Origin of the sequence: Janibacter cremeus, from assembly GCF_029395675.1 — a bacterium.
GTDB classification, from domain to species: domain Bacteria; phylum Actinomycetota; class Actinomycetes; order Actinomycetales; family Dermatophilaceae; genus Janibacter; species Janibacter cremeus_A.
The window spans coordinates 1,987,063-2,008,531 of record NZ_CP115184.1 but is presented as its reverse complement, the minus strand read 5'-3'; the positions used below and the strand labels follow the sequence as shown (position 1 = coordinate 2,008,531).

The following is a 21,469-nucleotide window of genomic DNA, read 5'->3' as shown; positions in this document are numbered from 1 at the left end:
GCGGAGACGAATCGGTGCTCCCACGGCCCCTCGACCAGGGCCGCGGCGGCGTCGGAAGGGTTCAGCTGCTCGGCTTGATGGCCGTCATGGACTCCTGCGCGTTGCGGATGGCCCGCTGCGGCACTGCATTCGCCTTGGCCTTCTTCATGGCCTTGACGCCGAGGAGGCCGAGGACCGCTGCGATGAGGAAGAGGACCAGCGTGACGATCAGGTAGCCCGCCCACACCGGCAGCCAGACGGCGATGACCTGGGCGAGGGTGTGGAAGAGGAAGATCAGCCCGAGCAGGGCGAGGAAGGCCGCGATGCCGAGGAAGGCCGCGCCCTTGCCCCCGAAGGAGATACCCCGGGAGACCTCGGTCTTGGCGAGCTGGATCTCGTTCTGGATCAGGGAGGAGATGTCGTGCGAGGCGTCGGCGACGAGCTGACCGACGGTCCGCTCGGTCTCACCAGGGGCCGGCTGACCGACGACGCGGCGGGCGGCTCGCTCGGCGGGGGTGCTGGTGGCGCTGTCGTTGCTCATGGTGCTCCTGGTCGCGACGGTGACCCGCCGCTGACGGGCCGGGCCTTGTGCAGTTGCAAGCCTACCCACGAGTCGAGGGAAACGTCGGCAAGCGGGGTCACGAGACGCCGCCGGTCGCCGCTGCGCGTGGTGTGGGTGCCCACTGGGTGGCTGGTGGGGATGTACCCGGTGAAGATCAGTTGAATCCGTGCGAGATGCGACTTGCGCGGGTGGGCGATCGCTGTTTCCGGGGCAACCATGGACACATGAGCTACGGAGTCCAGGGTCAGCCACTGGCCATCGCCCACCGTGGCGGTGCCCTCCTCGCTCCCGAGAACACCCTGGCGGCCTTTGCGATGTCGACCGCTCTCGGACTGGGTTACCTCGAGAGCGACGTCCGGCTCACCGCCGACGGGGAACTGGTCTGCTTCCACGACGAGGTGCTCGACCGCTGCACCACGGGACGAGGTCGGGTCTCCGCCCACACGAGCGACCAGCTGCGCGCGCACGTGCGCGTGGCGGGTACGGAGCGCATCCCGACTCTCGAGGAGGCGCTGGAGACCTTCCCCGATGCCTGCTTCACGGTCGATCTGAAGGAACGCGCCGCCATCGCGCCCATGGCCCGGCTCCTCCAGCGCCGGGACTACGCGGAGCGCGTCTGCGTCGCCGGCGCCTGGGACGGCTGGCTGCAGCTGCTGGCGTCACAGGTGCCGCACGTACGCACCGCCCTGGGGTGGCGGTCCCTGGCCGCGCTCCTCTCCGCGTCGACGGTGGGCCTCCAACCGCCGGCCGTGACCGTGGCCGGACGCTTCGCACACCTCCCGATCCGGCTCGGGCGTCTCCCGGTGCACTCGCCCTCGCTCGTGCGACGGGCCCACCGGCTGGGTGTGCGCGTCGTGGTGTGGACGGTCAACGAACCGGCCCTGATGGACGAGCTGTTGGACATGGGGGTGGACGGGATCATCACCGACCGGCCGGACATCCTGCGCACCGTCCTGATTCGCCGGGGGGCGTGGGCACCGATGCGGGGGTCGAGGCCGGGCGGGGACACCCGAGCCGTCCCGGAACCCACCCGTCGCGGGCCGGACGGGCACTCGTGGAGAGGCGATTTGGTGTCGGGCCGACGGGTGATCTAATGTTTCATCTGTCAGCCCGAGAGGGAGGAACGGACACCAAGTGGTGGCCCTTGCAGGGTCGCACCAAGTAGGCCGGTCCCAGGACTGACAGCCCCTCGTTCAAATCGCAGCATCCACGGTCATCGCGACCACGGAGAAACGCATTTGGAGCCGAACAGCCTCGCTGCTACGGTGGGTCACCGCCGCTGAAGATCCAAGCGCGATCAAGCAGTCCGGCCGCTCAGAGAGCGGATCACGGATTTGACGCCCAAGCATGGACAGCGGCAAGATGGAGAAGTTGCCCCTTGTGCAGGTCGCCGGTTGGTGGGTTGTGTGGGGTGTGCGTGTGAATCTTGAGAACTCAACAGCGTGTCAAATGATCGATGCCAATACCTCGTTTCTTGGCTGATCTGGCCTGTGCCCGTGTGGGTGTGGGTTGGTTTGGTTGGGGAGCATTTTCTTTTGGTTGATTGAGATGATTAGCAGTTTATTTTGCTAGTTGTTCTTGCTCAGCCGGGATTTTAGGCCCTTTGTTGGGTTATTGATTGGCTCTCGTTCCTGGTCCTTTGTGGCTGGGGGTGAGGGTTTCTATCATCAACGGAGAGTTTGATCCTGGCTCAGGACGAACGCTGGCGGCGTGCTTAACACATGCAAGTCGAACGGTGAAGCTCCAAGCTTGCTTGGGGTGGATCAGTGGCGAACGGGTGAGTAACACGTGAGCAACCTGCCCCAGACTCCGGAATAAGCGCTGGAAACGGCGTCTAATACTGGATATGAGATCAGTCCGCATGGGCATGGTCTGGAAAGTTTTTCGGTCTGGGATGGGCTCGCGGCCTATCAGCTTGTTGGTGAGGTAATGGCTCACCAAGGCGACGACGGGTAGCCGGCCTGAGAGGGCGACCGGCCACACTGGGACTGAGACACGGCCCAGACTCCTACGGGAGGCAGCAGTGGGGAATATTGCACAATGGGCGAAAGCCTGATGCAGCGACGCCGCGTGAGGGATGACGGCCTTCGGGTTGTAAACCTCTTTCAGCAGGGAAGAAGCGAAAGTGACGGTACCTGCAGAAGAAGCACCGGCTAACTACGTGCCAGCAGCCGCGGTAATACGTAGGGTGCGAGCGTTGTCCGGAATTATTGGGCGTAAAGGGCTTGTAGGCGGTTTGTCGCGTCTGCTGTGAAAATCCGAGGCTCAACCTCGGACTTGCAGTGGGTACGGGCAGACTAGAGTGTGGTAGGGGAGACTGGAATTCCTGGTGTAGCGGTGAAATGCGCAGATATCAGGAGGAACACCGATGGCGAAGGCAGGTCTCTGGGCCACTACTGACGCTGAGAAGCGAAAGCATGGGGAGCGAACAGGATTAGATACCCTGGTAGTCCATGCCGTAAACGTTGGGCGCTAGGTGTGGGACTCATTCCACGAGTTCCGTGCCGCAGCTAACGCATTAAGCGCCCCGCCTGGGGAGTACGGCCGCAAGGCTAAAACTCAAAGGAATTGACGGGGGCCCGCACAAGCGGCGGAGCATGCGGATTAATTCGATGCAACGCGAAGAACCTTACCAAGGCTTGACATATACCGGTAACACCCAGAGATGGGTGCCCCTTTTTGGTCGGTATACAGGTGGTGCATGGTTGTCGTCAGCTCGTGTCGTGAGATGTTGGGTTAAGTCCCGCAACGAGCGCAACCCTCGTTCTATGTTGCCAGCACGTAATGGTGGGGACTCATGGAAGACTGCCGGGGTCAACTCGGAGGAAGGTGGGGATGACGTCAAATCATCATGCCCCTTATGTCTTGGGCTTCACGCATGCTACAATGGCCGGTACAATGGGCTGCGAAACCGCAAGGTGGAGCGAATCCCAAAAAACCGGTCTCAGTTCGGATTGGGGTCTGCAACTCGACCCCATGAAGTCGGAGTCGCTAGTAATCGCAGATCAGCAACGCTGCGGTGAATACGTTCCCGGGCCTTGTACACACCGCCCGTCAAGTCACGAAAGTCGGTAACACCCGAAGCCGGTGGCCCAACCCTTGTGGAGGGAGCCGTCGAAGGTGGGACTGGCGATTGGGACTAAGTCGTAACAAGGTAGCCGTACCGGAAGGTGCGGCTGGATCACCTCCTTTCTAAGGAGCTTTTAGTGCCCCGGCCACCCGTTGTGGTGGTTGGTGGTCATGCTCGGTTGTGCCGGCGGATGTCCGGCAGCCGGGTGCTCTGGGTGGAACATCGATCATGACATCGTGACCCTGGGTGGTCGCGTGCTAGTACCTGCAGCCCCGTTGGGGGTGTGGTGGAACGCGGCGCGGCGGCGTGGGGTGGGTGTCGGACACGTTGTTGGGTCCTGAGGGTTCAGGCGTTGAGCTTGTTCCTGATGGCCAACGAGAGCATCTGCTGCTGTTGTGGTGGTGGGTGTGTTGGTTGTGGGCCCTGCCTGGTCGGCGGACTGCCACGTGCACCCTGTGTGGGTGTGTGGTCAGCGTCGGCGTGTGGGTGGGGTGCTGCCCGTATGTTGAGAACTACACAGTGGACGCGAGCATCTTTGTGGCTCAAGTTTTTAAGGGCGCACGGTGGATGCCTTGGCACCAGGAACCGAAGAAGGACGTAGGAATCTGCGATAAGCCTCGGGGAGTCGATAACCAGACTGTGATCCGAGGATTTCCGAATGGGGAAACCCGGCTGGAGGCAAGTCCAGTCACTCCCGGCTGAATATATAGGCCGGGTAGAGGGAACGTGGGGAAGTGAAACATCTCAGTACCCACAGGAAGAGAAAACAATTGTGATTCCGTGAGTAGTGGCGAGCGAAATCGGATCAGGCCAAACCGCACTTGTGTGATAGCTGTCAGGCGTTGCAGGTGCGGGGTTGTGGGACCTTCGTTCCGGGACTGACATCCTGGACGGGAGTGATAAATCTGCGTCATAGTCGAAGAGTCTTGAATGGCTCGGCACAGAGGGTGCGACCCCCGTAGACGAAATGATGCAGACTCTCGTGGAGTGTTCCCAAGTAGCACGGGGCTCGAGAAATCCCGTGTGAATCTGGCGGGACCACCCGCTAAGCCTAAATATTCCCTGGTGACCGATAGCGGACAAGTACCGTGAGGGAAAGGTGAAAAGTACCCCGGGAGGGGAGTGAAATAGATCCTGAAACCGTGTGCCTACAATCCGTCGGAGCCTCCTTGTGGGGTGACGGCGTGCCTTTTGAAGAATGAGCCTGCGAGTTAGTGCTCAGTGGCAAGGTTAACCCGTGTGGGGAAGCCGTAGCGAAAGCGAGTCCGAATAGGGCGTGTGAGTCGCTGGGTCTAGACCCGAAGCGGAGTGATCTACCCATGGCCAGGTTGAAGCGACGGTAAGACGTCGTGGAGGACCGAACCCACTTAGGTTGAAAACTGAGGGGATGAGCTGTGGGTAGGGGTGAAAGGCCAATCAAACTCCGTGATAGCTGGTTCTCCCCGAAATGCATTTAGGTGCAGCGTCACGTGTTTCTTACCGGAGGTAGAGCTACTGGATAGCTGATGGGCCTCACCAGGTTACTGACGTTAGCCAAACTCCGAATGCCGGTAAGTGAGAGCGTGGCAGTGAGACTGCGGGGGATAAGCTCCGTGGTCGAGAGGGAAACAGCCCAGATCACCAGCTAAGGTCCCTAAGCGTGTGCTAAGTGGAAAAGGATGTGGAGTTGCCGTGACAACCAGGAGGTTGGCTTAGAAGCAGCCATCCTTGAAAGAGTGCGTAATAGCTCACTGGTCAAGTGATTCCGCGCCGACAATGTAGCGGGGCTCAAGCACACCACCGAAGCTGTGGCATTAACGCACTGCTCGGCATCCTCCTTCGTGGGGGGTGTCCAGGCGTGTTGATGGGTAGGGGAGCGTCGTGTGGCGAGTGAAGCGGCGGAGTGATCCAGTCGTGGATGCCACACGAGTGAGAATGCAGGCATGAGTAGCGAAAGACGGGTGAGAAACCCGTCCGCCGAATAACCAAGGGTTCCAGGGTCAAGCTAATCTGCCCTGGGTAAGTCGGGACCTAAGGCGAGGCCGACAGGCGTAGTCGATGGACATCCGGTTGATATTCCGGAACCGGCGAAGAACCGCCCCTGACGAATCCAGTGATGCTAAGCGCCTGAAGCCCACCACAGGGATCTTCGGATCCCGCCGGTGGGTGGAACGCGTGACCCGATCTGGTAGTAGTCAAGCGATGGGGAGACGCAGGAAGGTAGCCTCCGCGTGGCGATGGTTGTCCACGTCCAAGGGTGTAGGGCGAGCTGTAGGCAAATCCGCAGCTCATGTGCCTGAGACCTGATGGTGACCGCTTTAGCGGGAAGCAGGGTGATCCTATGCTGTCGAGAAAATCCTCTAGCGAGGTTCTAGCCGCCCGTACCCCAAACCGACTCAGGTGGTTGGGTAGAGAATACCAAGGCGATCGAGTGAATCGTGGTTAAGGAATTCGGCAAAATGCCCCCGTAACTTCGGGAGAAGGGGGGCCCGGACCCTGAAGCTCTTCACGGGCTAGGGGAAAGGGCCGCAGAGACCAGGGAGAAGCGACTGTTTACTAAAAACACAGGTCCGTGCGAAGTCGCAAGACGATGTATACGGACTGACGCCTGCCCGGTGCTGGAAGGTTAAGAGGACCTGTTAGGCCACTTTGTGGCCGAAGCGGAGAATTTAAGCCCCAGTAAACGGCGGTGGTAACTATAACCATCCTAAGGTAGCGAAATTCCTTGTCGGGTAAGTTCCGACCTGCACGAATGGCGTAACGACTTCTCCACTGTCTCAACCACGAACTCGGCGAAATTGCACTACGAGTAAAGATGCTCGTTACGCGCAGCAGGACGGAAAGACCCCGGGACCTTCACTATAGCTTGGTATTGGTGATCGGGACGGCTTGTGTAGGATAGGTGGGAGACGTTGAAGCATGCACGCCAGTGCGTGTGGAGTCATCGTTGAAATACCACTCTGGTCGTTCTGGTTATCTAACCTCGGTCCGTGATCCGGATCAGGGACATTGCCTGGTGGGTAGTTTAACTGGGGCGGTTGCCTCCTAAAATGTAACGGAGGCGCTCAAAGGTTCCCTCAGCCTGGTTGGCAATCAGGTGGCGAGTGCAAGTGTACAAGGGAGCTTGACTGCGAGACAGACATGTCGAGCAGGGACGAAAGTCGGAACTAGTGACCCGACGGTGGCTTGTGGAAGCGCCGTCGCTCAACGGATAAAAGGTACCCCGGGGATAACAGGCTGATCTTCCCCAAGAGTCCATATCGACGGGATGGTTTGGCACCTCGATGTCGGCTCGTCGCATCCTGGGGGTGGAGTATCTCCCAAGGGTTGGGCTGTTCGCCCATTAAAGCGGCACGCGAGCTGGGTTTAGAACGTCGTGAGACAGTTCGGTCCCTATCCGCTGTGCGCGTAGGAAACTTGAGAGAGGCTGACCCTAGTACGAGAGGACCGGGTTGGACGAACCTCTGGTGTGTGAGTTGTTCTGCCAAGGGCACCGCTCATTAGCTACGTTCGGGAGTGATAACCGCTGAAAGCATCTAAGCGGGAAGCATGTCTCAAGATGAGGTTTCCATGAACTACGGTTCGAGAGGCTCCCAGTAGACGACTGGGTTGATAGGCCAGATGTGGAAGTGCAGCAATGCATGCAGCTGACTGGTACTAATAAGCCGATGACTTGATACACACACAACACTTGTTGCGTAAAGAAAGACACGTTCGCGTCCACTGTGCAGTTCCCGAGATACGGTCAGCCACCCGCTCGGGGTGACACTGCAAATCGTATTTCCATAGAGTTACGGCTGTCACAGCGAAAGGGAAACGCCCGGTCCCATTCCGAACCCGGAAGCTAAGCCTTTCAGCGCCGATGGTACTGCACTGGAGACGGTGTGGGAGAGTAGGACGCAGCCGGACAACCATTCACACGAAAGCCCCCAACCACACCGTTGGGGGCTTTCGTGCGTCCGGATGTGGGGGGATCCCGTCCCACGGCACACGAGAAGGGGCCTGTCCACCGGTAACCGGTGGGCAGGCCCCCTTCGTCGTGGTGGATCAGTCGCTGGACGACTTGGACATGCCGTCCTGGATCAGGGACATGACCGAGGAGTCGGCGAGCGTGGTGACGTCGCCGACCTCGCGGTTCTCCGCGACGTCCTTCAGCAGCCGCCGCATGATCTTGCCGGAGCGGGTCTTGGGCAGCTCGGAGACGATCATGATCGAGCGCGGCTTGGCGATCGGGCCGATGTGCTTGGCGACGTGGTTGCGCAGCTCGGTGACGAGCTCGTTGCCGCCCTCGGAGTCGGCCTCGGTCGCCGCGTCCTGACGCAGGATGACGAAGGCCTCGATCGCCTGGCCGGTCGTGGGGTCCGACGCCCCGACGACGGCGGCCTCGGCCACCTTGTCGTGCGAGACGAGCGCCGACTCGATCTCGGCCGTGGACATCCGGTGGCCGGAGACGTTCATGACGTCGTCGACGCGGCCGAGGATCCAGATGTTGCCCTTCTCGTCGTACTTCGCGCCGTCACCGGCGAAGTAGAGGTCGGGGCCGAAGCGGCTCCAGTACGTGTCCTTGTACCGCTCCGGGTCCCGCCAGATCCCGCGGAGCATCGCCGGCCACGGCTTGGTCAGCACGAGGTAGCCGACCGCCTCGGGGTCGGTGAGGCGGTTGCCCTCGTCGTCGAGGACCTCGGCGTGGATACCGGGGACCGGCGCCTGGGAGCTGCCGGGCTCGAGGTCGGTGACGCCCGGGAGCGGGGAGTTCATGATCGCCCCCGTCTCGGTCTGCCACCAGGTGTCGACGATCGGCGTGTGGCCGCCGCCGATGTGCTCGCGGTACCAGCGCCAGGCCTCCGGGTTGATCGGCTCGCCGACGGAGCCGAGGACCCGCAGGGAGGACAGGTCGTACTGCTCCGGGATGTCCTGACCCCACTTCATGAAGGTGCGGATGGCGGTGGGAGCGGTGTAGAGGATCGAGACCCCGTACTTCTGGACGATCTCCCAGAAGACGCCCTTGTGTGGGCTGTCCGGGGTGCCCTCGAAGACGATCTGCGTGGCGCCGTTGGCCATCGGGCCGTAGACGATGTAGCTGTGGCCGGTCACCCAGCCGATGTCGGCGGTGCACCAGTAGACATCGGTCTCCGGGTGCAGGTCGTGGACGACGGCGTTGGTGTAGGCGCACTGGACGAGGTATCCGCCCGAGGTGTGCAGGATGCCCTTGGGCTTGCCCGTCGTGCCGGAGGTGTAGAGCAGGAAGAGGGGGTGCTCGCTGTCGTGGGCGACCGCCTCGTGGGTGTCCGCGGCCGGGGTGACGACGTCGTCCCACCAGATGTCCCGCTCGTCGTCCCAGTCGACGTCGATGCCGGTGCGCTTGACGACGAGCACCTTCTGCGCCGAGGTGCCCGCGACGGCATCGTCGACGGCCTTCTTCAACGGCATGGCCTTGCCCTTGCGGAACTGCCCGTCGCTGGTGACGACGACCTTCGCGTCCGCATCCTCGATCCGGGCCCGCAGCGCGTCGGCGGAGAAGCCGGCGAAGACGAGCGAGTGCGGCGCGCCGATACGGGCGCAGGCCAGCATCGTGAAGATCGTCTCCGGGATCATCTGCATGTAGATGGCGACACGGTCGCCCTTCTCCACGCCCAGGGACTCCAGGCCGTTGGCGGCCTTGGCGACCTCACGCTGCATGTCCGCGTACGTGATCGCACGGTCGTCGTCGCCGTTGGCGGAGACGAAGTGGATGGCGACGCGGTCGCCGTTGCCGGCCTCGACGTGGCGGTCGACGCAGTTGTAGGCGACGTTGAGCTCGCCGCCGACGAACCACTTGGCGAAGGGGGCGTCGGTCCAGTCGAGCGTGGTGTCGAAGTCCTTGCTCCAGGTGACGTACTCGCGGGCACGCGCGGCCCAGAATCCCTCATGGTCTGCCGCGGCCTCGTCGTACAGGGCTGCCTTGCCGACCGCCTGGTCGGCGAACTCGGTGCTCGGGGCGTAGTCCGACACGTGTCCTCCTCATCGAGTGGCCGTGCGTCACCGCACGGTGTGTACCACCCCTACTTTCCCCCGATGTGGTCACGAGCACAATCGATGTCCGTTCGCCGTCGCCGGACGTCGGTCCCGGGGCGACGAGCGGCAGGGGCCGCGGGACACGTGCCCCCGGGGTACGCACTGTGCCCAGGAACCGGGGGAGCGGATGGGCGACGCACTGCACATCCTGACCAGTGATCTGCGCGTCCGTGGCCTGGAAGAGCGTGATCTGTCAGTGTTGACTGACCACAAGGAGGTGGTGATGTGTTCACCGAGGGACAGTTGTACTCACCCGTGACCGAGCACGACGACGGCACCGTGGAGGTCCATCTGGCGGACACCCACCCGGGCCGCGACGACGCGGAGTACCTGCGTCGGCGGGGTGAGATCGCAGGGACCGCCCTGCGGTGGGACCGTCGTCACGAGCCCGTTCCGTCCATCGACTACACCGAGGACGAGCACGCGGTCTGGCGGCAGGTCAGCCGTGAGCTCGCGCCCCTGCACGAGGTCCACGCGCACCCCGAGTACCTCGCGGCGAAGGAGCGGCTGGCCCTGCCCGCCGACCACGTCCCGCAGCTGCACGAGGTCAGCGAGCGGCTGCTGCCGTTGACCGGATGGCGCTACGTCTGCGCGCCGGGACTGGTGCCGCTGCGCGACTTCTACGCCGACCTGGCCAACCAGACCTTCAACTCCACGCAGTACCTGCGCCATGGCGCCGAGCCGCTGTACACGCCGGAGCCCGACATCATCCACGAGGTCATCGGGCACGCGAACCAGCTGGCCAGCCCCCGCTTCGCCGCGATCACGCAGGCCGCCGGCGAGGCCTCGCTGAGGCTGGAGACGGAGGAGGCGATGCAGTTCGTCGCCGACGTCTTCTGGTTCTCCATCGAGTTCGGCGTCGCCTACGACGGGGACGACCTCAAGGCCTACGGGGCCGGGATCCTCTCCAGCTACGGGGAGATCCAGGAGTACGCCTCCATGGAGATCCGGGACCTGGACCTCGCGGACATGGGCACACTCAACTACGACATCACCAAGTACCAGCCGATCCTCTTCGCGGCCCGGGGGCTGGGCCACCTCGAGGACGTCGTCGGGGACTTCTTCGCCACCGTCGACGACGACCGCGCGGCCGAGCTTCGCGCCCAGGCCGGCGCGCCGGCCTGAGGTCAGCCCCCGGCGAGTCCCGGCAGCGTGCTGATGCCGGTGAGCACGATGTCCAGGCCGGTGTCGAAGTCCGTCGACGCGCGCTCGCCCGGGGTGATCCCGGAGCGGGCCGCGTGCTCGTGGGACTGCTCGTCGTAGGCGTGCCCATACACGAAGTGCAGGAGGGTGCGGGCCGCCGTCGGGGCCACCTCGTCGGACAGGCCGGCCTCGACCAGCAGGTCGCGCAGCTCGACGAAGGGGGCCTGCGCGCCCATCCCGAAGGCCCACATGCTCATGACCAGGTCGGCGCCGTCCGGGTAGGCCGTCACCGCTGCGTGGAGGTCGGCGCACCGGTGGCGTGCCCGGCGCCGCCAGTCGTCCCCGGTCCCGGCCGGGCCACGCGGACCACGCGAGAGGATCTCGTCGGCGACGGCCCCCAGGAGCGCCTGCTTGTTGTCGACGTGGTGGTACAGCGCGCTCTGCCGCACGCCGAGCTCCGTGCCGATCGCGCGCATCGTCAGGTCGGGTAGACCCGCCCGGGCGAGGATCGCCAGCGCCGTGTCGACGAGGAGGGTGCGGGTGAGTGGGCCCGAGCGGGGCGTGCGGGCGTCGGGCACGGCCCTCCCTTCGTCCTGGTGCGTGCTGCGGATCAACTTGACCCTACCTCTCCCGCGCCCTAATCTGAACGCCGTTCACCGCCGGTGAACGGCGTTCAGTACGACGACGGAGGATCGACCGTGACGACCCAGCTGGCCACCCGGGACCGTGTCGCGTCCGTCGACCTCGCACTCGTCGCGGCGTTGGCCGCCCTCATCGCCGTGTGCTCGATCCTGCCCGCCATCAACGTCTCGGCCTTCGCGCCGATCACGCTGCAGACCTTCGGGGTGCTGCTCGCCGGGGCGGTCCTGGGCGCTCGACGTGGGGCCATGGCCGTGGTGCTGTGGATCGGCGTCGGTGCCGCCGGCCTGCCCGTCTTCGCCAACGGCAAGTCGGGCCTGCCCGTCCTCAGCGGGCCGACGGGCGGGTACATCATCGGCATGGTGATCGGTGCAGCGGTCATCGGTGCCGTCGCCACCGCCCTCACCCGCCGGTCCGGGACCCCGGGTGCCGCCGCGCTCTTCGTCGGTGGCCTGCTCGCCGTGGTGCTCATCCACGGCGCGGGCATCGTCGGCCTGCACCTTCGGGCGGACCTCGACTGGTCGGCCGCAGCGACGGTGGACGCCGCCTTCTGGGTCGGCGACGTCATCAAGCTGACCGCCACGGTGGCTGTCGCCGCAGCGGTGCACCGGGCCTTCCCCGGGTTGCTGCGTCGCGAGTCCTGATGGCCCGCCTGGAGCTCGAGGACGTCACCGTCCGGCGGACCACGGCCGACGGTGACCGCCTCGTCCTCGAGCGGACGAGCCTGGACCTCACCGAGCACCGGGTCGCCCTCATCGGTCCGAACGGCGCCGGCAAGTCCACCCTGGCGCGTCTCCTCAACGGGCTCGTGACGGCGACCACCGGCACGGTCCGCGTCGACGGGCTGGACGTCGCCCGCGAGGGGCGTGCGGTGCGTCGCCGGGTCGCCTTCTCCTTCACCGATCCCCGGGCCCAGCTGGTGATGCCGACGGCGGGGGAGGACGTGGCCCTCTCCCTGCGCCGCATCCACCGGGATCCCGAGGTCCGGCGGCAGGCCGTCCGCGAGGTCCTCACGGCCCACGGCCTGGGCGGACTCGAGGACCGCAGCGTGCACGCGCTCTCGGGAGGCCAAGCCCAGCTGCTCGCACTCGCGGGCGTGCTCGCACTCGACCCCGACGTCCTCGTCGCCGACGAGCCGACCACCCTGCTCGACCTGACCAACGCCCGCCGGGTCGGGGACCTGCTGATGGCCCTGCCCCAGCAGCTGGTCCTCGTGACCCATGACCTCGAGCTCGCCGGGAGGTGCGACCGGGCCCTCCTGGTCGCCGGGGGCAGTGTCGTCGCAGACGGGCCCGCCGCCGAGGTCGTCGAGCAGTACCGGGTGAGCGCATGAGCAGCCTGCTCGTCGGCGCGTACCGACCCGCCGAGACGCTCCTGCACGGGCTGCCGGCAGGGGCGAAGCTGCTGGCCCTGCTCGTGGCCGGTCCGCTCGTCGCAGTCGTCCGGGGATGGCAGTCGGCGCTCCTCGCCCTCGGTGTCGCCGTGGTACTCCTCGCCCTTGCGCGCACGCCTGGTCGCGACCTGGTCCGGGCACTGCGCTGGCTGCTGCTCCTCGTCCTCGTGCTGGGTGGTTGGCTCACCCGCCAGGAGGGCTGGCCGCGAGCCGTCGAGACCGTGGGGGACCTCGTCGCCCTCGTCCTCCTGGCCACCGTCGTCACCACGACGACGCCGGTCGACGCCATGCTCGACGTCGTCGAGCGTGCCCTGGAGCCGCCATCGAGGCTCCTCCGTCGTCTCCCCGGGCACCGGCTCCGGATCGACCCCGAGCGGGTGGCGCTCGCCTTCTCCCTCGTGCTCCGCACCATCCCCGCCACCATCGGGCTCGCCGAGGAGACCCGTGACGCGGCCCGCGCCCGCGGACTGGAGCGCGATGTGCGGGCCCGACTCACCCCCTTCGCCATCCGGGTCGTCGCCGACGCCCAGGCGACGGGCGAGGCCCTCCACGCCCGTGGCGTGGGGGACGACTGACCAGACCCAGACACCGGAGGTAGCCCCATGACAACCCACGACGACCTCGTCGACCGCATCCTCGCCGGGGCGGAGGCGACGCCGCAGGACGCCCTGGCTGTGCTGGGGACACCCGACGAGGAGGTGCTGGACCTCGTGGCCGCCGTCGCCCGGCTGCGGCGCGCGCACTTCGGCATGACCGTCAAGGTCAACTACCTCGTCAACCTCAAGTCCGGGATGTGCCCCGAGGACTGCGGCTACTGCTCCCAGGCGCTCGGCTCCACGAGCGAGATCCTGCGCTACACCTGGCTCACGGAGGACGAGGCGCTCGAGCAGGCCAGGGCCGGGCTGCGCGGTGGCGCGTCCCGCGTGTGCCTGGTCGCCAGCGGCCGGGGCCCGAGCAACCGCGACGTCGAGCGGGTCGCCGGCATGGTCGGTGCGATCAAGGACGAGCGTCCCGACGTCGAGGTCTGCGCCTGCCTGGGCCTCCTCCGGGACGGGCAGGGCGAGCGGCTGCGGGAGGCCGGGGCCGATGCCTACAACCACAACATCAACACCGCGGAGTCGCACCACGACCAGATCGTCACGACGCACACCTACGAGGACCGGGTCCGCACGGTGGCGAAGGCGCAGGGTGCCGGCCTCTCCCCGTGCAGCGGGCTCATCGCGGGGCTCGGGGAGAGTGACGAGCAGCTCGTCGAGGCGCTCGTCGCGCTGCGCGAGATGGGCTCGGAGTCGATCCCGATCAACTTCCTCATCCCCTTCGACGGGACCCCGAAGCAGCAGACGTGGGAGCTGACGCCGCTGCGCTGCCTGCGGATTTTGGCGGCCGCCCGGCTCCTCGCGCCCTCGACGGAGATCCGCATCGCCGCCGGCCGCGAGATGCACCTGCGCAGCCTGCAGGCGCTCGGGCTGCACGTGGCCAACTCGATCTTCCTCGGGGACTACCTCACGGCCGAGGGGCAGGCCGCCCAGGAGGACCTCGACCTCCTCGCGGACAACGGCTTCGTCGTCCTGGGGGCACAGGCTGCGGCGGACGACCCCGCGACGGCCACGGACCCGGTCATCCGTCGGCGCGGCGCGGGCACGCAGGCCCCAGCCAATGCCTGACCTTCCCGCACTGCCCTGACGCACGACGAAGGGGGGAGAGCCGCGGCTCTCCCCCCTTCGGGGCGCGTGCTGCGCACGCTCCTCGGGTCGGCTCAGTGGTCGACCATCTCGGCCACGCCGTGACCGGTGAGGCTGCGCACCTCCATCTCGGCGTACTTGGCGCGGTTGAACTCCTTGCTGGAGATCGTGCCGAGCCAGCCGAGGGTGAAGCCCAGCGGGATCGAGATCAGGCCCGGGTTGGCCAGCGGGAAGATGCTGAAGTCGGCGCCCGGGATCATCGCCGTCTCGGACCCGGAGACCACGGGGGAGAAGGCGATGAGGACGATCGCCGACCCGAGGCCGCCGTACATCGACCACAGCGCCCCACGGGTGTTGAAGCGCTTCCAGAAGAGGCTGTAGAGGATCGTCGGGAGGTTCGCGCTCGCCGCGACGGCGAAGGCGAGGGCCACGAGGAAGGCGATGTTCTGGTTCTTGGCGAGCATGCCGCCGAGGATCGCCACGATGCCGATACCGATGACCGCGTAGCGCGAGACCTTCACCTCCTGCTCCTGGGTGGCCTCGCCGTTCTTGAAGACCTGGTTGTACAGGTCGTGGGCGAAGCTCGCGCTCGCGGTGATCGTCAGCCCGGCGACGACCGCGAGGATCGTCGCGAAGGCGATGCCCGAGACGATGCCGAGCAGCCAGGACCCGCCGAGCTCGAAGGCCAGCAGCGGTGCGGCGGCGTTCGCCTTGCCCGGGGCGTCGTTGATGACGTCCGGACCGACGAGGGCGCCGGCGCCGTAACCGATGACCAGGGTCAGCAGGTAGAAGCCACCGATGAGCCAGATGGCCCACTCGACCGACTTGCGGGCCTGCTTGCTCGTCGGGACGGTGTAGAAGCGCTGCAGGACGTGGGGGAGTCCGGCGGTCCCGAGGACGAGGGCGAGCGAGAGGGAGATGAAGTCGATCTTCGTCGTCAGGCTCTCGCCGTACTTCAGGCCCGGCTCGAGGAGCCTGTCCCCGACCTCGGTGGGGCTCTTGTCGACCGCGGCCTGCATGAGGGCGGAGAAGTTGAAGCCGTAGCTGCCCAGGATCCACACGGTCATGATCGCCACGGCGAAGATCAGCAGCACGGCCTTGATCATCTGCACCCAGGTGGTGCCCTTCATGCCACCGATCATCACGTAGCTGACCATGACGATGCCGACGACGGCGATGACGACGTTCTGCGCCATCGCGCCGTCGACGCCCAGGAGCAGCGAGACGAGGGATCCGGCGCCGGCCATCTGGGCCAGCAGGTAGAAGAAGGAGACCGCGAGGACCGAGCTGGCCGTGGCGATGCGCATCGGACGCTGGCGCAACCGGTAGGACAGCACGTCGGCCAGTGTGAAGCGGCCGGTGTTGCGGAAGAGCTCGGCCACCAGGAGCAGGGCGACGAGCCAGGCCACGAGGAAGCCGATGGAGTAGAGGAAGCCGTCATACCCCTGCAGGGCGATGGCTCCGGCGATCCCGAGGAAGCTCGCGGCGGAGAGGTAGTCGCCGGCGATGGCGAGCCCGTTCTGCCGGCCGGAGAAGGCGGCGCCGCCGGTGTACATCTGGCTGGCGGTCTTGTGGCCGGAGGCCACCTTGATGACGATCGCCAGCGTCGCGACGACGAAGACGACGAAGATCGTGATGTTCAGTGTCGGCGAGCCGGTCGTGGTCGCAGCGGCCAGGGTGCTCAGGGCGTTCATCAGCCGTCCACCTCCGGGGTCTCGTGGCTGCCGACGCTGGCGGACAGTGCCTCAGCGCGCGGGTCGAAGACCCGGTCGGCCCAGCGGACGTAGATGATCGTGATCGCGAAGGTGGTCACGAACTGGCCCAGCCCGAGGAGCAGACCGATGTTGATGCTGCCGAAGACCGGGGTGCCCATGAAGTCGGGCGCGAACATCGACAGCAGCACGTAGAGGAAGTACCACGCGAGGAAGAACGCGGTGACGGGGAAGACGAATCCGCGGAACTTGCGGCGCAGCTCGCCGAAATCCTCGGACTCCTGGACGGCGATGTAGCGCTCGCCGAGCGTGGGAGCGTCGTTGCTCACAACACACCTCCGGGTAGTTGGTGGGTCCGGACGGCTCCGGCCGGATGGACCAACACTGGTGCAGGAGCGGGCCTGCCGTGCGCGTCCGGGTCGTGCTCCGCGGTCGACGTGCGTCCTGCGTCGCCGTGCGGGAGGGTGTGCCGCGATGAGCGGTGGCCCGGCTGCGACGAGCGGTCAGCGCGCGTCGGCGAAGACCTCCTCGGGCGTGTGCAGCCGGGCCATGGTGCGCGCCCAGCGGCGGGGGCGCGACCCGGGGGTCGCCAGCGAGACCAGCACCGTGACGACGAAGGCGAGCGGGGTCGCCCACGCGGTCGGCGCGGCGACGAGCGCGCCGGTCCAACCGTCCGGGACGAGGCCGAGGACGGAGGCCAGCGCCGCGGCCCCCGTGGTCAGGCCACCGACGAAGACCCCGGCGGCGGCCCCCTTCGCCGTCAGCCGGGGCCACCAGACGCCGAGGATCAGCAGGGGGGCGAAGGTGGCCGCCGCGATGGCGAAGGCGTGGCCGACCGCGGACGAGATCCCCACCGGCGCGGTCGAGGCCGCCACGGCGAAGGGGGCGAGCACCCCGATCCCGGCAGCGAGACGGAAGGAACCGGCGGGCGTCGCATCGCTCTTGGTCAGTCGGCCCAGGAGGGGGCGGATGACGTCCTGGTCGATCGCTCCCGCCACCGACATGGTCACGCCCGAGGCGGTGGAGAGGAAGGCGGCGAAGGCGCCGCCGGCGACGAGGGCCGTCAGCAGCCGCCCCTCGAGGCCGGGCAGCATCGCCCCGGGGAGGGCGAGGACGACCGTGCGGCCGGGGTCGTTGAGCAGGTCGGGGGCGTCGAGGTACGCCCGCCCGAGGAAGCCGTAGACCGGTGGGAAGAGGTAGAACAGCCCGAGCAGCGCCAGCACGGCGACCGTCGTGCGGCGGGCAGCCACACCGTCGGGGTTGGTGTAGAAGCGCACGGCGATGTGCGGCAGCCCCATGGTGCCCAGGCACAGGGCGGCGAGGGTGCTGTAGGTGGTGAAGAGCGAGCGGGTCACCGGCTCGGTCGAGGTGAGCGGCTCCCACCAGGAGTCATCGGCCTGCGGTGGCGGCGCCCCCGACTGCGCCCAGACGGCGAGCAGGACGAAGGCGGGGACGGCGATGGCCGACAGCTTGATCCAGTACTGGACCGACTGCACGAGGGTGACCGCCCGCATGCCGCCGGAGGCGACGTTGAGGGTGACGATCACGGTGAGGACGGTGACACCCACCCACGTGGGCAGCCCGGAGACGTGCCGTAGCGCCAGGCCGGCTCCCTGCATCTGCGGCAGGAGGTAGAGCCACCCGATGCCGACGACGAGCAGCGCGCAGCCGCGCCGCAGCGTCGAGGACTCCAGCCGGGACTCGGCGAAGTCCGGGAGCGTGTACGCGCCGGACCGGCGCAGGGGCGCGGCGATGAAGACGAGCAGGACGAGGTACCCGACCGTGTACCCGACGGGCATCCACAGCATGTCGACGCCGTTCTCGTAGACGAGTCCGGCGACACCGAGGTAGCTCGCGGCGGAGAGGTACTCGCCCCCGATGGCGCTCGCGTTGCGCCACGGGGTGACGGCACGACCGGCCACGTAGAAGTCGCTCGTCCCCGTCGCCAGCCGCAGCCCCAGGGCCCCGAGCGCGAGGGTGGTGATGCAGACGACGGCGATCGCGGCGACGCTCAGCGGGTCGCTCACCGGCGGCTCACGAGGTCCTCGAACTCCGCCTCCAGCCGCTCACCGGAGCGGGTGTACCACCGGGCGACGAGCACGACGACGGGGTAGACGACCACACCGAGGACGGGCCAGGCGACCGGGATCCCGAGTACGGACAGCGACCGTACGGGCGGGACGAGCGCGAAGATCAGCGGGAGGGCGCCGAGGGTCATCACGCCGACCGCGAGCACCCCGAGCGTGAGATGGAGCTGGGCGCGCATGAGCGAGGAGACATACGTCGCCCCGAGCCCGGACTCCCCGACGATCTCCTCGCGGACCGTGCGCGGGTAGTCGCTCTCGGCGTTCCTGCGGGTGCGGGTGACCCGGACCCGCTCCGGTGGGGGCGTCACCCGTCGACGGAGTCGGTGCGGGGACGCAGCAGGGTGGTGCGCAGCGCCCGGGTGTGCCGGCGGCTCACCTGCAGCTCGTTGCCGTCGACGACGACCGAGCAGCGTCCGCCGTCGTTGTGGACCTCGCTGATGTGCCGGGTGGAGACGAGGGTCGAGCGGTGGATCCGGACGAACCCGGCCTCGGCCCACCGGTCCTCGAGCGTGGCCAGCGGGATGCGCACGAGGTGCGAGCCCGACGGTGTGTGCAGCCGGGCGTAGTCACCCTGGGCCTGCACCCACCGAATCTCGCTGCGTGGGATGAAGCGCGTCACCCCGCCGAGCTCGACCGGGATCGTCTCGTCGGACTCGCCGATCTCGGGGGTCCCCGTCTCCCGCTCGGCGGACGCGAGGCAGCGTCGGACCGCCTCGCCGATCCGCTCCGGGCGCACCGGCTTCATCAGGTAGTCCACCGCGTCCAGGTCGAAGGCGTCGACGGCGTGGGTGTCGTAGGCCGTGACGAAGACGACCCGGGGTCGCTCCGCGAAGCGTCGGATGACGCGGGCGAGGGCCATGCCGTCGAGGCCCGGCATGGCGATGTCGCTGAAGACGACGTCGATCTGCTCGCGCTCGAGCGCGGCGAGTGCCGCCGTGCCGCTGGAGGCGGTGAGGACACGACTGACCCGGCCGTCCTGGTCGAGCAGCCAGGCGACCTCGTTGCGTGCCGGGGCCTCGTCGTCGACGACGAGGACGGTCAGCCCGGGGAGTGACGCTCGCGACATGGGGACCACACTAGGCCGGTTCCTCGAGGGCGGGCGAGTACTTGGGTACCCGGAACGAGACCCGCATGCCTGCGTCCGGTGCCGTGTCGACGACGAGCCCGAACTCCTCGCCGTAGACCTGGCGCAGCCGGGCGTCGACGTTGCCCAGCCCGACGGAGTCGGTGCGTGACTGCCCGTCGAGGATCTTGCGGATGGCCTCGGGGTCGGCCCCGACGCCGTCGTCGTCGACCGCGAACTCGGCATCGGTGCCGTGGTCGATGGCGCTCAGGGTGATGTGCCCGGGTCCCTCCTTGGGGGCGAGCCCGTGGCGCACGGCGTTCTCCACGAGGGGCTGGATGGCGAGGTAGGGCACCCGGACCGGGAGCACCTCGGGCGCGACCTTCAGCGTGATGCCGAGACGCTCGCCGAAGCGGGCCTGCTCGAGGACGAGGTAGCGCTCGACATTGCGCAGCTCCTCGCTGACGGTGGTGAAGGCGCCGTCGCGTCGCAGGGCGTAACGGGTGAAGTCGGCGAACTCGAGCAGCAGCTCGCGGGCGCGACCCGGGTCCGTGCGCACGAACGAGGCGATCGCCGCGAGGCTGTTGTAGATGAAGTGGGGTGAGATCTGGGCACGCAGGGCACGCAGCTCGGCCTCCATGGCGCGGGTGCGCTGGTGGGAGAGCTCGGCCAGCTCGACCTGGGTGGCCACCCACGAGGCGACCTCCTCCGCGGCGCGGGCGAGACCTGCGGACGCCGCCGGTCCGAACCCGGCGATCATCCCGATCACCCGGCCCTCGACGGACACCGGGGCGAGGACGGCCGAGCGCACCGGGCACTCCAGCGAGCTGCAGGTGACCGACTCCGGCCCGAGGACGAGCGTCCGTCCGGAGGAGAAGACCGACTGCCCCTGGTCCATGACGCCGGGCAGGTGGTGCCTCCCTTCGCCGTCCCAGACGAGCACACTGGTCCGGTCGCAGATCGCCAGGGCGGGCGTGGCGAGCATCGCCCGCAGGAAGGGGGCCGCCCGCTCGCAGCCCTCGTCGGTGAACCCGTCGGCGAGGTGACGTGCTGCCACCGACGCCGTGTGCAGGGTCTCGTACGTCGCCTGGTCGGTGACCGAGATGAACCCCGGGCGGTGGCGTCTCCAGCGCAGGAACGCGATGACCAGACCGAAGGCGATGAAGGCCCCTGAGACGACCACCACAGTGGGAAGGTGCAGTCCGGCGGCCATGGGCGCAGACTAGTGCGGCCTACGCTGTGGGGGTGGCCGACTCCAGTCCCCTCCTGTCCGCACTGACCACGATCGCCGCCCTGCCCGAGGTCGCCGACGCGTCCGCGAAGGCCCGGGAGGTGTGTACGCAGCTGCGGTGGCACGAGGCTCTGCGGCGGCGCATCCCCGAGGCGGCCGCCGAGTCGCGGGTGCGGGGCGCGTGGGCGAGTGCCGAGCTCGACGGGGCCCGGTCGACAGCCTCCATCGTGCGTGACCTCATGCGAGGCGCCCGTGAGCGCAACCCGCACCCGGACCCCGCGGAGCGGGTCATCCACGGGGCGATCTCCGCGACGGCCGAGACGGAGCACCTGGGCCAGCTCATCACCCGCTCGCCCGGCCAGGCGCTGGCCCGGCTGCACACCGTCGCGGCGGTCCAGCTCGTCGACGACCACGACCAGCTGGGCCGGCCGCGTCGCGCGGGGGAGGGCTGCGAGGAGTTCGCCGACCTGGGTACGGCCCCCACCGGCGCCGAGCTGCGCGACCGCCTGAACGGCATCATCGAGCTCATGCAGGGCGCGAGCGAGGCCCCAGCGCTCGTCGTCGCCTCGATCGTCCACGCGGAGATCACCACGGTGCGTCCCTTCGTCGTGGGCAACGGCCTCGTCGCCCGCGCCGTGGAGCGCGCCCTCATCGCGGAGACCGGGCTCGACCCGACCGGTGTCGCCGTTCCCGAGGCCGGGCACGGGCACGAAGGGGGCCCGGCCTACCTCGGCTCGTTGAACGGCTACGTCCACGGGGGCCAGCCGGGTCTGGTGCTGTGGTTGAAGCACTGCGGGGACTCGCTCGTGGCCGGCGCCGAGGAGGGGTGGCGGATCGCCGACTCGGTCCGGGCCGGACGCATCGGCTGAGGCCTT

Annotated in this window: 16 protein-coding genes and 3 rRNA genes; 10 read left to right on the top strand and 9 right to left on the bottom strand. The window is 67.3% G+C overall.

Annotation, left to right across the window (positions count from 1 at the left end):
• Positions 1 to 61: 61 nt before the first annotated feature.
• Positions 62 to 520, bottom strand: coding sequence for a phage holin family protein (locus O9K63_RS09395; protein WP_277237309.1), 459 nt, complete (start codon positions 518 to 520; stop codon positions 62 to 64).
• A 245-nt stretch (positions 521 to 765) separates the two neighbouring features.
• Here O9K63_RS09395 and O9K63_RS09390 point away from each other — a divergent pair, with 245 nt between their 5' ends.
• The 4 genes from O9K63_RS09390 to rrf all read left to right on the top strand — a co-directional run bounded on the left by O9K63_RS09390 (position 766) and on the right by rrf (position 7,499).
• Positions 766 to 1,635, top strand: a complete 870-nt coding sequence (locus O9K63_RS09390; protein WP_277237307.1) for a glycerophosphodiester phosphodiesterase — start codon at positions 766 to 768, stop codon at positions 1,633 to 1,635.
• A 573-nt stretch (positions 1,636 to 2,208) separates the two neighbouring features.
• Positions 2,209 to 3,733 (top strand): 16S ribosomal RNA (locus O9K63_RS09385).
• Between the two features lie 418 nt (positions 3,734 to 4,151).
• Positions 4,152 to 7,271, top strand: a 23S ribosomal RNA gene (locus O9K63_RS09380).
• Between the two features lie 111 nt (positions 7,272 to 7,382).
• Positions 7,383 to 7,499 (top strand): 5S ribosomal RNA (gene rrf, locus O9K63_RS09375).
• Together the 16S, 23S and 5S rRNA genes form the textbook arrangement of a ribosomal RNA operon.
• A gap of 138 nt (positions 7,500 to 7,637) precedes the next feature.
• On the opposite strand, the gene acs is transcribed toward rrf, so the two are convergent.
• Positions 7,638 to 9,581 (bottom strand): acetate--CoA ligase, encoded by a 1,944-nt coding sequence (gene acs, locus O9K63_RS09370; protein WP_277237305.1) that lies wholly within the window; start codon positions 9,579 to 9,581, stop codon positions 7,638 to 7,640.
• 318 nt (positions 9,582 to 9,899) lie between these two features.
• On the opposite strand from acs, the gene O9K63_RS09365 reads away from it, so the two are divergent.
• A complete protein-coding gene (locus tag O9K63_RS09365) occupies positions 9,900 to 10,769 on the top strand; it encodes a phenylalanine 4-monooxygenase (RefSeq protein ID WP_277237304.1) in 870 nt (289 codons plus the stop codon).
• A gap of 2 nt (positions 10,770 to 10,771) precedes the next feature.
• Here O9K63_RS09365 and O9K63_RS09360 read toward each other — a convergent pair whose 3' ends face one another.
• Positions 10,772 to 11,401 (bottom strand): TetR/AcrR family transcriptional regulator C-terminal domain-containing protein, encoded by a 630-nt coding sequence (locus O9K63_RS09360; protein ID WP_277237302.1) that lies wholly within the window; start codon positions 11,399 to 11,401, stop codon positions 10,772 to 10,774.
• An 84-nt stretch (positions 11,402 to 11,485) separates the two neighbouring features.
• On the opposite strand from O9K63_RS09360, the gene O9K63_RS09355 reads away from it, so the two are divergent.
• The 4 genes from O9K63_RS09355 to bioB are packed head-to-tail and all read left to right on the top strand — an operon-like array spanning position 11,486 to position 14,483.
• The gene (locus O9K63_RS09355) at positions 11,486 to 12,070 is read left to right on the top strand and encodes a biotin transporter BioY (protein WP_277237301.1); all 585 of its coding nucleotides are present in this window, start codon (positions 11,486 to 11,488) and stop codon (positions 12,068 to 12,070) included.
• Positions 12,070 to 12,759, top strand: a complete 690-nt coding sequence (locus O9K63_RS09350) for an energy-coupling factor ABC transporter ATP-binding protein (protein WP_277237299.1) — start codon at positions 12,070 to 12,072, stop codon at positions 12,757 to 12,759. The genes O9K63_RS09355 and O9K63_RS09350 overlap by 1 nt, the downstream gene beginning before the upstream one ends.
• Positions 12,756 to 13,394: a CbiQ family ECF transporter T component gene (locus O9K63_RS09345; RefSeq protein ID WP_277237297.1), complete on the top strand. Its 639-nt coding sequence runs from the start codon at positions 12,756 to 12,758 to the stop codon at positions 13,392 to 13,394. The genes O9K63_RS09350 and O9K63_RS09345 overlap by 4 nt, the downstream gene beginning before the upstream one ends.
• A gap of 27 nt (positions 13,395 to 13,421) precedes the next feature.
• Positions 13,422 to 14,483, top strand: coding sequence for a biotin synthase BioB (gene bioB / locus O9K63_RS09340; protein WP_277237296.1), 1,062 nt, complete (start codon positions 13,422 to 13,424; stop codon positions 14,481 to 14,483).
• Between the two features lie 92 nt (positions 14,484 to 14,575).
• Here bioB and O9K63_RS09335 read toward each other — a convergent pair whose 3' ends face one another.
• The 6 genes from O9K63_RS09335 to O9K63_RS09310 form a co-directional block, all read right to left on the bottom strand.
• A complete protein-coding gene (locus O9K63_RS09335) occupies positions 14,576 to 16,195 on the bottom strand; it encodes a solute symporter family protein (RefSeq protein WP_277237295.1) in 1,620 nt (539 codons plus the stop codon).
• A complete protein-coding gene (locus tag O9K63_RS09330) occupies positions 16,195 to 16,542 on the bottom strand; it encodes a DUF485 domain-containing protein (RefSeq protein WP_277237293.1) in 348 nt (115 codons plus the stop codon). The genes O9K63_RS09335 and O9K63_RS09330 overlap by 1 nt, the downstream gene beginning before the upstream one ends.
• A 174-nt stretch (positions 16,543 to 16,716) precedes the next feature.
• Complete coding sequence (locus O9K63_RS09325) at positions 16,717 to 18,240, bottom strand: cation acetate symporter (protein WP_277237290.1); 1,524 nt, start codon at positions 18,238 to 18,240, stop codon at positions 16,717 to 16,719.
• Positions 18,237 to 18,608: a hypothetical protein gene (locus tag O9K63_RS09320; protein WP_277237288.1), complete on the bottom strand. Its 372-nt coding sequence runs from the start codon at positions 18,606 to 18,608 to the stop codon at positions 18,237 to 18,239. Before O9K63_RS09320 ends, O9K63_RS09325 begins: the two co-directional genes overlap by 4 nt.
• Entirely contained in the window at positions 18,605 to 19,366 is a 762-nt protein-coding gene (locus tag O9K63_RS09315; protein WP_277237287.1) for a LytR/AlgR family response regulator transcription factor, read from the bottom strand. Before O9K63_RS09315 ends, O9K63_RS09320 begins: the two co-directional genes overlap by 4 nt.
• A gap of 10 nt (positions 19,367 to 19,376) precedes the next feature.
• Positions 19,377 to 20,576: a sensor histidine kinase gene (locus O9K63_RS09310; RefSeq protein WP_277237285.1), complete on the bottom strand. Its 1,200-nt coding sequence runs from the start codon at positions 20,574 to 20,576 to the stop codon at positions 19,377 to 19,379.
• Between the two features lie 32 nt (positions 20,577 to 20,608).
• On the opposite strand from O9K63_RS09310, the gene O9K63_RS09305 reads away from it, so the two are divergent.
• Positions 20,609 to 21,463 carry a Fic family protein gene (locus O9K63_RS09305; protein ID WP_277237283.1) on the top strand — a complete coding sequence of 285 codons (855 nt, stop codon included), beginning with the start codon at positions 20,609 to 20,611 and terminating at the stop codon, positions 21,461 to 21,463.
• The last annotated feature ends 6 nt before the right edge of the window (positions 21,464 to 21,469 follow it).

Bases quoted from the DNA above. Each gene is read 5' to 3' on its own strand.
- O9K63_RS09395 (WP_277237309.1), bottom strand. From the start codon at position 520: ATGAGCAACGACAGCGCCACCAGCACCCCCGCCGAGCGAGCCGCCCGC.
- O9K63_RS09390 (WP_277237307.1), top strand. From the start codon at position 766: ATGAGCTACGGAGTCCAGGGTCAGCCACTGGCCATCGCCCACCGTGGC.
- O9K63_RS09350 (WP_277237299.1), top strand. From the start codon at position 12,070: ATGGCCCGCCTGGAGCTCGAGGACGTCACCGTCCGGCGGACCACGGCC.
- O9K63_RS09345 (WP_277237297.1), top strand. From the start codon at position 12,756: ATGAGCAGCCTGCTCGTCGGCGCGTACCGACCCGCCGAGACGCTCCTG.
- bioB (WP_277237296.1), top strand. From the start codon at position 13,422: ATGACAACCCACGACGACCTCGTCGACCGCATCCTCGCCGGGGCGGAG.
- O9K63_RS09335 (WP_277237295.1), bottom strand. From the start codon at position 16,195: ATGAACGCCCTGAGCACCCTGGCCGCTGCGACCACGACCGGCTCGCCG.
- O9K63_RS09315 (WP_277237287.1), bottom strand. From the start codon at position 19,366: ATGTCGCGAGCGTCACTCCCCGGGCTGACCGTCCTCGTCGTCGACGAC.
- O9K63_RS09310 (WP_277237285.1), bottom strand. From the start codon at position 20,576: ATGGCCGCCGGACTGCACCTTCCCACTGTGGTGGTCGTCTCAGGGGCC.